General features: G+C 72.3%; 11 protein-coding genes and 1 pseudogene. 5 read left to right on the forward strand and 7 right to left on the reverse strand.

All coding sequences use genetic code 11. From position 1 onward, the window contains the following. Together ABTZ58_RS29355 and ABTZ58_RS29360 are read left to right on the forward strand one after the other, a co-directional pair. Positions 1-1,482 (forward strand): MFS transporter, encoded by a 1,482-nt coding sequence (locus ABTZ58_RS29355; RefSeq protein ID WP_351363033.1) that lies wholly within the window; start codon positions 1-3, stop codon positions 1,480-1,482. Positions 1,483-1,562: 80 nt separating this feature from the next. Then, positions 1,563-1,847: a DUF6332 family protein gene (locus ABTZ58_RS29360; protein WP_351363036.1), complete on the forward strand. Its 285-nt coding sequence runs from the start codon at positions 1,563-1,565 to the stop codon at positions 1,845-1,847. Here ABTZ58_RS29360 and ABTZ58_RS29365 read toward each other — a convergent pair. Continuing rightward, positions 1,808-2,473 (reverse strand): response regulator transcription factor, encoded by a 666-nt coding sequence (locus tag ABTZ58_RS29365; protein ID WP_351363038.1) that lies wholly within the window; start codon positions 2,471-2,473, stop codon positions 1,808-1,810. The genes ABTZ58_RS29360 and ABTZ58_RS29365 overlap by 40 nt on opposite strands. A 53-nt stretch (positions 2,474-2,526) precedes the next feature. Beyond that, on the reverse strand, positions 2,527-3,750 hold the full coding sequence (locus ABTZ58_RS29370; protein WP_351363041.1) for a sensor histidine kinase: 1,224 nt from the start codon (positions 3,748-3,750) through the stop codon (positions 2,527-2,529). Between the two features lie 122 nt (positions 3,751-3,872). Here ABTZ58_RS29370 and ABTZ58_RS29375 point away from each other — a divergent pair. Continuing rightward, positions 3,873-4,121: pseudogene (locus ABTZ58_RS29375) on the forward strand (PNPOx family protein); the annotation flags it as partial. Here ABTZ58_RS29375 and ABTZ58_RS29380 read toward each other — a convergent pair. Further along, entirely contained in the window at positions 4,105-5,346 is a 1,242-nt protein-coding gene (locus ABTZ58_RS29380; protein WP_351363044.1) for a geranylgeranyl reductase family protein, read from the reverse strand. The pseudogene ABTZ58_RS29375 and the gene ABTZ58_RS29380 sit on opposite strands and share 17 nt — an antisense overlap. Before the next feature lie 134 nt (positions 5,347-5,480). Between ABTZ58_RS29380 and ABTZ58_RS29385 the strand changes: the two genes are divergently transcribed. Beyond that, on the forward strand, positions 5,481-6,836 hold the full coding sequence (locus ABTZ58_RS29385) for a dipeptidase (protein ID WP_351363047.1): 1,356 nt from the start codon (positions 5,481-5,483) through the stop codon (positions 6,834-6,836). 61 nt (positions 6,837-6,897) lie between these two features. Further along, positions 6,898-7,599 (forward strand): MBL fold metallo-hydrolase, encoded by a 702-nt coding sequence (locus ABTZ58_RS29390; RefSeq protein WP_351363050.1) that lies wholly within the window; start codon positions 6,898-6,900, stop codon positions 7,597-7,599. 6 nt (positions 7,600-7,605) lie between these two features. Here ABTZ58_RS29390 and ABTZ58_RS29395 read toward each other — a convergent pair whose 3' ends face one another. From ABTZ58_RS29395 to ABTZ58_RS29410, 4 genes are read right to left on the reverse strand one after another with little or no spacing between them, the layout of a single operon-like run. Beyond that, complete coding sequence (locus ABTZ58_RS29395) at positions 7,606-8,691, reverse strand: ABC transporter ATP-binding protein (protein WP_351363053.1); 1,086 nt, start codon at positions 8,689-8,691, stop codon at positions 7,606-7,608. Between the two features lie 26 nt (positions 8,692-8,717). Next, on the reverse strand, positions 8,718-9,818 hold the full coding sequence (locus ABTZ58_RS29400) for an ABC transporter ATP-binding protein (RefSeq protein ID WP_351363056.1): 1,101 nt from the start codon (positions 9,816-9,818) through the stop codon (positions 8,718-8,720). Between the two features lie 26 nt (positions 9,819-9,844). Then, positions 9,845-10,792, reverse strand: coding sequence for an ABC transporter permease (locus ABTZ58_RS29405; protein ID WP_351363059.1), 948 nt, complete (start codon positions 10,790-10,792; stop codon positions 9,845-9,847). 2 nt (positions 10,793-10,794) lie between these two features. Continuing rightward, on the reverse strand, positions 10,795-11,346 hold the full coding sequence (locus tag ABTZ58_RS29410; protein WP_351363062.1) for an ABC transporter permease: 552 nt from the start codon (positions 11,344-11,346) through the stop codon (positions 10,795-10,797). Between the last annotated feature and the right edge of the window lie 51 nt (positions 11,347-11,397).

Below are 11,397 nucleotides of genomic sequence, written 5' to 3' on the forward strand. Positions count from 1 at the left end.
ATGACCTCTCCGCTCACCACCCCGACGTCCGGCGGACGTTGGACTCCCCGACTCTGGGGCACCCTGCTGGTGCTCTGCGCCGCGATGTTCCTGGACGCCCTCGACGTGTCGATGGTCGGCGTCGCGCTGCCGTCCATCGGCGCCGACCTCGGCCTGTCGACCTCCGCGCTGCAATGGATCGTCAGCGGCTACATCCTCGGCTACGGCGGCCTGCTCCTCCTCGGCGGACGCACCGCCGATCTGCTGGGCCGGCGCCAGGTCTTCCTGGTGGCGCTGGGCGTCTTCGCGCTGGCCTCGCTGCTCGGCGGTCTCGTCGACTCCGGCCCGCTGCTCATCGCCAGCCGCTTCATCAAGGGCCTGAGCGCGGCGTTCACGGCCCCCGCCGGCCTGTCCATCATCACCACGACGTTCCCCGAGGGCCCGCTGCGCAACCGGGCGCTGGCCATCTACACCACCTGCGCGGCCACCGGCTTCTCCATGGGCCTGGTCCTGTCCGGCCTGCTCACCGAGGCCAGTTGGCGCCTCACCATGCTGCTGCCCGCGCCGATCGCCCTGATCGCGCTCGCCGCCGGCCTGAAGCTGCTGCCGCGCAGCGAACGGGAGAAGGACCACAACGGCTACGACATCCCCGGCGCCGTCCTCGGCACCGCGTCGATGCTGCTGCTGGTCTTCACCGTCGTCCAGGCACCGGAGACCGGCTGGGCGTCCGCCCGCACCCTGCTGTCCTTCCTCGCCGTGGCCGTGCTGCTGACCGCGTTCGTCCTGGTCGAACGGCGCTCGGCGGGCCCGCTGATCCGGCTCGGCGTGCTGCGCTCCGGCACCCAGATCCGCGCCCAGCTCGGCGCGATGACCTTCTTCGGCTCCTACGTCGGCTTCCAGTTCCTCGCGACGCTCTACATGCAGTCCCTGCTCGGCTGGTCGGCGCTGCACACCGCGCTCGCCTTCCTGCCCGCGGGCGCGCTGGTGGCGGCGTCCTCGACGAAGGTGGGCGCGATCGTGGACCGGTTCGGCACCCAGCGGCTGATCGCGGCCGGCTTCGCGCTCATGGTCGTCGGCTACGCGCTGTTCCTGCGCGTCGACCTCGACCCGGTGTACGCCGCGGTGATCCTGCCGAGCATGCTGCTCATCGGCGCGGCCTGTGCCCTGGTCTTCCCCTCGCTCAACATCCAGGCCACCAACGGCGTCGACGACCACGAGCAGGGCATGGTCTCCGGGCTGCTCAACACCTCGGTGCAGGTGGGCGGCGCGATCTTCCTGGCCGTCGTGACGGCGGTGGTGACCGCGAACTCCCCCGAGGGCGAAGGTGCCTCCGCGCGGGCCGTCCTCGACAGCTACCGGCCCGGCCTGGTGGTCGTCACGCTCATCGCCCTCGCCGGCCTGCTGATCACCCTCACCGGCCTGCGGACCCGCCGGAAGCGGCCGTCCGTCGTGGTCGCCGTGTCCACCCCGAAGGAGGCGGAGCGCGTCGCCGTACGCGACTAGCGCGATCCGGGGGACCGCCTCACAGCGTGTGCCCGGCGGGCTGCCTTGCCCGCCGGGCACACGCCTGTTTGACTCGCCGTATGACACGTCACGGGGGACGGCGCGCCCAGGCCGAGCGCGATGCGATCACCGTCGAGATCGGATACGCGCTGTGCAGTGCCGCCTTCGCCGCCGCGGTCGTCTTCGGGGCCGTGGCCGGGCCCGCGCTCCTCTTCGACCTCCCGGACACGGCGGAGCTGCTGCTGGTGCGCGCCGGACTGGTGCTGGCGCCGGTGCTCTTCGCCGCCCGCGTCGCGAGTGTGCTGCTGCGGTTCCGGGCGGCGGGTCAGCCCAGCCAGCCCGGCCGTACGAGTCCCGACTCGTAGGCCAGCACGACCAGTTGGGCCCGGTCGCGGGCGCCGAGTTTCACCATCGTGCGGCTGACGTGGGTCTTCGCGGTGAGCGGGCTGACGACCAGACGGCGGGCGATCTCCTCGTTGGACAGGCCGATCCCGACCAGGGCCATCACCTCGCGTTCCCGCTCGGTGAGCCGGGCCGGCGCGTCGGCCGCCGCGGGTTCCTTGGAACGGGCCGCGAACTCGGCGATCAGCCGCCGCGTCACCCCCGGCGAGAGCAGCGCGTCGCCCGCGACCACCGCCCTGACCGCGCGCAGGAGTTCCTCCGGCTCGGTGTCCTTGACCAGAAAACCCGAGGCGCCCGAGCGGATCGCCTCGAAGACGTACTCGTCGAGCTCGAAGGTGGTCAGCATGACGACCTTCACGTCCCGCAGCTCCGGGTCCCCGGTGACCCGCCGGGTCGCTGCCAGGCCGTCGAGCGTGGGCATGCGGATGTCCATCAGGACGACGTCCGGGCGCAGTTCACGGATCCGCCGCACGGCCTCCTCGCCGTCTGCCGCCTCCGCGGTCACCTCGATGTCCGGCTGCGCGTCCAGCAGCGCCCGGAACCCGGCTCTGACCAGTGACTGGTCGTCGGCGAGCAGTACGCGGATCACCCTCGTCCTCCTGTCATGGTTCCGGGTGCGGCTGTCATGGTTCCGGGTGCGGTTCAACGGCCGGCGGAAGCCCTGAGCGGCAGTACGGCGAGCACCCGGAAACCGCCGCCCGGGCGGGGTCCCGCCTCGATGGTGCCACCCAGCGCGGCGGCCCGCTCCCGCATGCCGGCCAGCCCGTTGCCGCTGCCGCCCGCCTCGGCGCCGGTCGCGGGCCCGTCGTCGTCCACGCGCAGGCGCAGCACCTCCCCGTCGTGCGCCAGGCGTACGCACGCGTGCCGCGAACCCGAGTGCCGCACGACGTTCGTCAGGGCCTCCTGGACGATCCGGAACGCGGCGAGGTCGGTGGCCGGGGCGAGGTGCGGCGGCTCCCCCTCGACCTCGACGGTGAGCCCCGCGCTCGCCGCCTGCTCCACCAGCTCGGGCAGCCGGTCGAGGCCGGGTGCCGGAGCGCGCGGCGCGGCACCGGGAGCGCGCAGCGTGTCGAGCACCTGGCGCACCTCGCCGAGCGCCTCCTTGCTCTTGGCCTTGATCGTGGTGAGCGCCGAACGGGCCTGCTCCGGGTCGGTGTCCAGCAGCGCCAGGCCGACACCCGCCTGCACGTTGATGACGGAGATGCTGTGCGCCAGTACGTCGTGCAGCTCCCGGGCGATCCGCAGCCGCTCCTCGTCGGCCCGCCGCCGCGCGGCCTCGGCACGCTCGGCCCGTTCGCGGGCCCACTGCTCCCGCCGCACCCGGAACAGCTCCGCCACGGCGGTGATCGCCACCACCCACGTGGCCACGACGACCTCCGCGCTCCAGGAGGCGGCGGGGTCCCCCGACGGCGGCAGCCACTGGTACAGCCAGTGCGCCACCAGCACGTGCCCGGCCCACAGGGTCCCCATCGCCGTCCAGGCCGCCCGGCGGTGCCCGGTGACGATGGCGCTGAAGCAGGCGAGCGCGACGGTGAGGAGCACCGGCCCGTAGGGGTAACCGGCCCCCAGGTAGACCATGACGGCACCGGCCGTGCCGAACACCACGGCCACCGGATACCGCTTCCGCCACAGCAACAGGCCCGCGGCCACCAGCAGCAGCACCCGCGCGAAGGGATCCAGGGCGGCCCGCTCACCCTCCTGCCCCTGCGCCGCGAAGTTCGAACCGGTCAGTACGAAGACGGTGAGGGCGGCGGTGGACCGCCAGGGCCACCGGGACGCACGCTCCCCGTCGGCCCACCGGTCCCACCAGGGAGGCCCGTGCCGCCACCACTGCGGCGGACCGCCCCGCGCACGCTGCTCGTCCATACCGGCCACGCTAGACGCCACCCGCCCGGGGCGGCGTCCCCCGGACGTGGTGATCAGGCGTACTCCCGGGGAAGTACGTACGCCAGCCCTCAAGGCACCGGGAGGGCCGGGGCGCCGCACGCTACGTCCAGTGGACGCACAACATGCGCGCGGCGGGCGGCGGCGAACTGCACCTCGGCAAGAACGTGGCCCCGTTCACCGCGACCGAGGTGCCCGACGCCGACAAGGCGCCGATCCTGCGCGCCTACCTCAAGCGCTGGAAGGCGGAGGTCGGGGTCTTCTTCAACGGCGTCGGCCCCGACTCCCCGGAAGCCAAGCTGCGCCGCATCGCCCCCGATCACCCGGTCTTCGAGATCATTCCGGCGCGCTGACCTCGCCGCCCGCCGCGGGGCGGCGGTCCATCGCGGTGAGGGCCCGCTGCGCCAGCGGATGCGTGCGGACGATCTCGCCCAGGGACGTCGATCCCTGGGTGATCTCCTTGAACGCCTTCCAGGCCGGGCGGAAGCCCGTCAGCACCGCGTGGAACAGTCCGGGACGGCGCTCGAACACCGTCAGCAGCCGCTTGCCGACGCTCATCTCCACACCGAGCCCGGCCTTGACCGCGAAGGCGTAGTTCAGGGCCTGCCGGCGCGTGTCCACGGCGTCGTGCGCCTCGGCGATGCGCACCGCCCACTCCCCCGCCAGCCGGCCCGAGCGCAGCGCGAAGGAGATGCCCTCGCGGCTCCACGGCTCCAGCAGCCCCGCCGCGTCACCGCAGACCAGTACCCGTCCGCGGGAGAGCGGCGAGTCCTCGGCCCGGCAGCGGGTCAGGTGCCCGGAGGAGATGCTCGGTTCGAAACCGGCGAGGCCGAGCCGTCCGATGAACTCCTCGAGGTACCGCTTGGTCGCGGCTCCTTCGCCACGCGCCGAGATCACCCCGACCGTCAGGGTGTCGCCCTTGGGGAAGACCCAGCCGTAACTGCCGGGCATCGGGCCCCAGTCGATGAGCACCCTCCCCTTCCAGTCCTCGGCGACCGTGTCCGGGACCGGGATCTCCGCCTCCAGGCCGAGATCCACCTGCTCGACCTTGACCCCGACATGGGCCCCTATGCGGCTGGCGCTGCCGTCCGCCCCGACCACGGCCCGGGCCAGCACGACCTCGCCGCCCTGCAGCACGACCGCGACCGTGCGCCGGTCCGGAACCGCCGAGCCGTGCTGCTCGACCCGCTGGACCGTGACACCCGTGCGCAGCTCGGCGCCGGCCTTCTGGGCGTGCTCGACGAGCCGCTGGTCGAACTCGGGCCGGTTGATCAGCCCGAACAGCATCTGCCGGGACCGCCGCGTGCGCGTGAAACGGCCGTTGTTCGAGAACGTCACCGCGTGGACGCGGTCCTTGAGGGGCAGCTCGAAACCGGGCGGCAGCGCGTCCCGCGAGGGGCCGATGATGCCGCCGCCGCACGTCTTGTACCGCGGCAGCTCGGCCTTCTCCAGCAACAGCACACGTCTCCCGGCGACCGCCGCCGCGTACGCGGCCGAAGCACCCGCGGGTCCCGCGCCCACCACGACGACGTCCCACACCTGCCGCACGTCGTCCGCCGAAGAGTTCTCGCTGCTCACGATGGTCTACTGCTCCCGATCAAGCCGCCCGCTGCTGCTGTCTCCCGCATCCTACGGCGGACCTGGTCACAGACCGCTGTGGGAGGATCTGCAGCACTCACCGCTACAACGTCGCACCCACAAGGAGCGTGCCCATGTCGTCGCATCCGGTCGCCGGGACCGTCGCCTCGCTGATGCCCCGGGCGAAGGAGGAGCTCGCCGAGCTGGTGGCCTTCCGGTCGGTGGCGGACTTCGACCAGTTCCCGCGCAGCGAGAGCGAGGGGGCCGCACGCTGGATCGCGGACGCGCTCACCGCCGAGGGGTTCCAGGACGTGGCGCTGCTCGACACCCCGGACGGCACGCAGTCGGTCTACGGCTGCCTGCCCGGCCCGGCCGGAGCGAAGACCGTCCTGCTCTACGCGCATTACGACGTGCAGCCGCCCCTGGACGAGGCCGGCTGGACGACCCCGCCGTTCGAGCTGACCGAGCGGGACGGGCGCTGGTACGGGCGGGGGGCCGCCGACTGCAAGGGCGGTGTGATCATGCACCTGCTGGCACTGCGCGCGCTGAAGGCGAACGGCGGCGTCCCGGTGCATGTGAAGGTGATCGCCGAGGGCTCGGAGGAGATGGGCACGGGGGGCCTGGAGCGGTACGCCGAGGAGCACCCGGAGCTGCTGGAGGCCGACACGATCGTCATCGGCGACGCCGGCAACTTCCGGGTGGGTCTGCCGACCGTCACCTCCACCCTGCGGGGCATGACGCTGGTGCGGGTGAGCGTCGACACGCTCGCCGGCAACCTGCACTCGGGCCAGTTCGGCGGTGCCGCGCCCGACGCGCTGGCCGCGCTGATCCGCGCCCTTGACTCACTGCGCGCCGAGGACGGTTCCACGACCGTCGACGGGCTCACCGCGGACACGTCCTGGGACGGGCTGCAGTACGACGAGGAGCAGTTCCGGCGGGACGCCAAGGTGCTGGACGGCGTGGAGCTGATCGGGTCGGGGACGGTCGCCGACCGCATCTGGGCACGGCCGGCCGTGACGGTGCTCGGCATCGACTGCCCGCCCGTGGTCGGTGCCACCCCGTCCGTGCAGGCGAGCGCCCGCGCGCTGGTCAGCCTGCGGGTGCCGCCGGGCGTGGACGCGGCCGAGGCGACCAAGCTGCTCCAGGCGCACCTGGAGGCGCACACGCCGTGGGGTGCGCGGGTGAGCACCGAGCAGATCGGCCAGGGCCAGGCCTTCCGTGCCGACACCAGCAGCCCGGCGTACCAGGCGATGGCGGACGCGATGGCGGTGGCGTACCCGGGGCAGGAGATGCAGTACGCCGGTCAGGGCGGCTCCATTCCGCTGTGCAACACGCTCGCGGCGCTCTACCCGCGGGCGGAGATCCTGCTCATCGGGCTGAGTGAACCGGAGGCGCAGATCCACGCGATGAACGAGAGCGTGTCGCCCGAGGAACTGGAGCGGCTGTCGGTGGCGGAGGCACTGTTCCTGCGCAACTACGCGGCGAGCTGACGGCTCTGCTGTCGGCAGAAGGCCCTCGTCCGCGGACGGGGGCCTTCTCTACGGTCGTGCCATGGACGTCATCGAGCTGCTCCCCCGCCTGCGTATGCTGCGCTTCCCGGTCGGCCAGGCCTATCTCTGGCGCGACGGCGACGAGTGGACGCTGGTCGACGCGGGCCCGGCGGGTTCCGGGGCCCTGATCGCCGAGGCGGTGACCGCGCTGGGCTCGGACCCCCGGGCCGTGCGGCGGATCGTGCTCACGCACTTCCACGAGGACCACGTGGGCGGGGCGGGCGAGTTCGCCGCGCTCAGCGGTGCCGAGGTGCTGGCGCACCGGCTGGACGCGCCGTTCGTACGGGGGGACGCCCCGGGCCCGGAGCCGGTGTTCGAGGACTGGGAGCGGCCGCTGCACGAACGGGCGGTGCGGCTGCTGCCCGCCGGTGACTTCGCCCGGCCGGCCGAGATCACGGAGCTGGCCGGCGGCGAGGTGCTGGACATCGGCGGCGGGGCGCGGGTCGTGCACGTGCCCGGGCACACGGACGGCAGCCTGGCGCTCCATCTCCCGGCCCACGGCGTGCTGTTCACGGGTGACACGGTCGCGGCGTCCCCCGTGGACGGCTCGGTGATCCCCGGCGTGTTCAATCTCGACCGCGACCGGGTCCTGGCCGCCTGTGGGCGGCTGGCGGACCTGGACCCGGACATGGCCTGCTTCGGCCACGGGGACCCGGTGACGGCACAGGCGTCCCGCGCGCTGCGGCACGCGGCCCGGGGATAGCCGCCGCTACCCGAGGGCCGGGTCCAGGACGATGTCCTGTGCGCGGGCCGCGACCGTCGGTTCCTCGGGGAAGTGGCAGGCGGTGAGGTGGCCGGCGGGGCTGCCCTCCACGCGCACCAGCGGCGGTTCCTCGGTGGCGCACTTGTCCTGGGCCTTCCAGCAGCGGGTGCGGAAGCGGCAGCCGGAGGGCGGGTCGATGGGCGAGGGCACGTCCCCGGCCAGCCGGATGCGCTCGCGCCGCTCGGTGGCGTCCGGGTCGGCGTCGGGGACAGCGGACAGCAGGGCGTGGGTGTAGGGGTGCCGGGGGCGGGTGTAGAGGGACTCCCGGTCGGCGGTCTCCACGATCTTGCCCAGGTACATGACGGCGACGCGTTCGGAGAAGTGCCGTACGACGGCGAGGTCGTGGGCGATGAAGACGAAGGCGATGCCGAACTCCCGCTGCAGGTCCTGGAGCAGGTTGACGACCTGGGCCTGGATGGAGACGTCCAGCGCGGAGACGGGCTCGTCGGCGACGATCAGCTTGGGCCGCAGCGCGAGGGCGCGGGCGATGCCGATGCGCTGGCGCTGGCCGCCGGAGAACTTGTCGGGGTAGCGGTTGTAGTGCTCCGGGTTGAGGCCGACCGTCTCCAGGAGTTCCTGGGCGCGCTTCTTGTGCCCCTGGAGCGGGTTGATGCCGTTGAGGCGCATCGGTGTCTCGATGATCGTGCCGACGGTGTGCCGCGGGTTCAGCGAGGAGTACGGGTCCTGGAAGATCATCTGGAGGTTGCTGCGGGCTTCCCGCATCCGTCCGGGCGGCCGGTGCGTGATGTCCTCGCCGTCGAACACGACGGAACCGCCGGTGGGTTCGAGCAGGCGGGTGATGAGGCGTCCCGTGGTGGACTTGCCGCATCCGGACTCGCCGACCAGACCGAGCGACTCGCCGGGCCCGACGGAGAAGTCGATGCCGTCGACGGCGCGGACGGCCCCGATCTGCCGCTGGAAGATGATGCCCTGCCGCAGGGGGAAGTGCTTTTGCAGCCCGCGCACTTCCAGGAGGCTCTCGCCACGGGTGCGGTCGGTGGGCTGCCCGGTCACGGGCTGGGTCGTGCTCACGGCTTGCTCCCTTTCGTCCGCCGCCGTCACCGCGCGGTCCGTGCGGTTGCGGCGTGGTCGTCCGGACCGGTCCCGCAGCCGCGGATCTCCTGTTTGGCCTCGTCGGTGAGGTGGCAGGCGGCGAGGTGCCCCTCGTTGCCGGCGAGCAGGCGCAGTTCGGGCCGCTCCCGGGTGCACCGGCCGTCCGGGACCCAGCCCTTGTAGGCGCAGCGCGGGTGGAAGGCACAGCCGCCGGGCAGGTGGATCAGGCTCGGCGGGGTGCCGGGGACCGGGTCGAGCCGTTCGCCGACGTCGCCGGTGAGGTGCGGCATCGACTGCAACAGCCCCCAGGTGTAGGGGTGCTGGGGGTTCTTGAGGACGTCGCGGGTGGTGCCGTACTCGATGCGGCGGCCGCCGTACATGACCAGGATGTCGTCGGCGACGTCGGAGACCACGCCGAGGTCGTGGGTGATGATGACGACGGCGGAGCCGAACTCCTCCTGCAGATCGCCGATGAGATCGAGGATCTGCGCCTGGACGGTGACGTCCAGGGCGGTGGTGGGTTCGTCGGCGACGAGCAGGGCGGGGTCGCAGACCAGGGACATGGCGATCATGGCGCGCTGGCGCATGCCGCCGGAGAACTGGTGGGGGTAGTCCCCGGCCCGGCGTTCGGGTTGCGGGATGCCGACCCGCTTCAGCATCTCCACCGCGCGGTCCCTGGCCTCCTTCCTGGAGACCCTGTGGTGGACGCGGTAGGCCTCGGCGATCTGGGAGCCGACGGTGAGGAAGGGGTGCAGCGCGGACAGCGGGTCCTGGAAGATCATGGAGACGGTGCGGCCGCGCAGGGCGCGCATCTCGGCCTCGGGCAGGCCGACGAGTTCCCTGCCCTCCAGCCAGATCTCGCCGCCGACCTGGGCGCGGGTGCCCTTGTGCAGTCCGAGAAGGGCCAGTGAGGTCACCGACTTGCCGGAGCCGGACTCGCCGACGATGCCGAGGGTGCGGCCCTTGTCCAGGGTGAAGGAGACTCCGTCGACGGACCTGACGAGGCCGTCCTCGGTCGGGAAGTGCACCTTCAGGTCGCGTACGTCGAGGAAGGGTGCGGGGCGGGGCGCGAGGTCCGGGCGCCGCGGTGAGGTCTGAACGGACACGGGTGTTCCTAAGGACGAGGAAGGGCTCAGGCGAGGCGTACGCGCGGGTCGACGAGGCCGTACACCAGGTCGACGACCACGTTGGCGAGGACGACGAACGTCGCGGCGAAGAGCGTGGTGCCGAGGATGACGGGCAGGTCGGAGTTCTGCACGGAGTCGACCGCGAGCTTGCCGATGCCGTTGATGCCGAACACCGACTCGGTGATGACAGCGGAGCCGCCGATCAGGGAGCCGACGTCCATGCCGAAGATGGTGATGACGGGGGTGATGGCGGCCCGCAGCCCGTGCTTGAGGACGACGGTGGCCGCGGGCAGGCCCTTGGCCCGGGCGGTGCGCATGTAGTCCTCGGCGAAGACCTCCAGCATGGAGGAGCGGGTGAGGCGGGTGTACATCGCGAGGTAGACGATGACCAGGGTGGTCCACGGCAGGATCAGCCCCTGGAACCAGCCGGCCGGGTCCTCGGTGATCGGGGTGTAGCCGGAGGCGGGCAGGATCTGGAACTTGTCGACGAAGACGTACAGCAGGAGCAGACCGATGAAGTAGATCTGCACGGACACGCCGACAAGGGCCAGTCCGACCGCCGCCTTGTCGGCGGCCCTGCCCCGGCGCACCGCCGCGACGGTGCCGAGGCCGACGCCCAGGACCAGGAACGCCACGGCGGCGCCGAGGCCGAGGGAGAGGTCCGCGGGGAAGTCCGACAGCAGGGTGGTCAGCACGGGGGTGTCGGTCTGGAAGGAGACGCCGAGGCAGGGCGCTCCGCAGTGGATGCGCACGCTCTGGTCGCCGAAGTCGCGCCCGGCGAACAGCCCCTTGAGGAACTCCCAGTACTGGGTCAGGTAGCTCTGGTCCAGGCCCAGCGAGTGCTTGATCTCCGCGAGGCGGGAGGGCGAGCAGGTCTTCCCGCAGGCCAGGAGCGCGGGGTCGGACGGCAGCGCGAAGAAGATGAAGAAGGTGATCGTGGTGATCACCAGCATGATCAGGGCCGCTGCCAGGAGGCGTCGAATGAGGTCGGGAACGCCAGCATGACGTCCATGACCCGTGACAGCAGCGAGTCGACCCAGCCGCCGAAATAACGGGCCGCGAGACCGGCCACGACTCCGACGGCGGTGGACAGCACGGCGGAGGCGAATCCCACGTAGAGGGAGGTGCGCAGGCCGTAGACGACCCGGGCGAACAGATCGTAGCCCGTGCCCGGTTCGACACCGAGCGGGTGCTGGGCGCTGATGCCGCCCAGGGAACCGTAGGGGAAGTTGCCCGTGTCCGGGTTGATCGCCCTGTTGTCGGGGGTGATCGGCCCCCAGCCGGTCACGGCGGTGAGGACCGGCGCGAGCAGGGCGACGGCGATGAACAGGAGGGTGGCCACCAGGGCGGCCAGGGTGACCTTGTCCCGCCTGATGCGCTTCCAGGCCATCCGGGCGGGTGAGCGGCCGGCGACGACCGTGCCGCCGGGTCTGGGGTCCTGCGTCGACGGCTCGGCCGGCAGCGCGGTGCCGCCGCCGGTGCCGACCGGCTGGTGTTGCGTGGTCATCGTACGGACATCCCGGATCTGCCCCTGGGGCAAGGAAATTGGGTGGCGGTC

It is taken from the genome of Streptomyces sp. NPDC094143, assembly GCF_040303825.1.
In the GTDB taxonomy this organism is placed as follows: Bacteria; Actinomycetota; Actinomycetes; order Streptomycetales; family Streptomycetaceae; genus Streptomyces.

Excerpts from the sequence above, each read along its gene's own strand:
- ABTZ58_RS29355 (WP_351363033.1), top strand. The coding sequence starts at position 1 with ATGACCTCTCCGCTCACCACCCCGACGTCCGGCGGACGTTGGACTCCC.
- ABTZ58_RS29405 (WP_351363059.1), bottom strand. The coding sequence starts at position 10,792 with ATGCTGGTGATCACCACGATCACCTTCTTCATCTTCTTCGCGCTGCCG.
- ABTZ58_RS29390 (WP_351363050.1), top strand. The coding sequence starts at position 6,898 with ATGGACGTCATCGAGCTGCTCCCCCGCCTGCGTATGCTGCGCTTCCCG.
- ABTZ58_RS29370 (WP_351363041.1), bottom strand. The coding sequence starts at position 3,750 with ATGGACGAGCAGCGTGCGCGGGGCGGTCCGCCGCAGTGGTGGCGGCAC.
- ABTZ58_RS29360 (WP_351363036.1), top strand. The coding sequence starts at position 1,563 with ATGACACGTCACGGGGGACGGCGCGCCCAGGCCGAGCGCGATGCGATC.
- ABTZ58_RS29410 (WP_351363062.1), bottom strand. The coding sequence starts at position 11,346 with ATGACCACGCAACACCAGCCGGTCGGCACCGGCGGCGGCACCGCGCTG.
- ABTZ58_RS29385 (WP_351363047.1), top strand. The coding sequence starts at position 5,481 with ATGTCGTCGCATCCGGTCGCCGGGACCGTCGCCTCGCTGATGCCCCGG.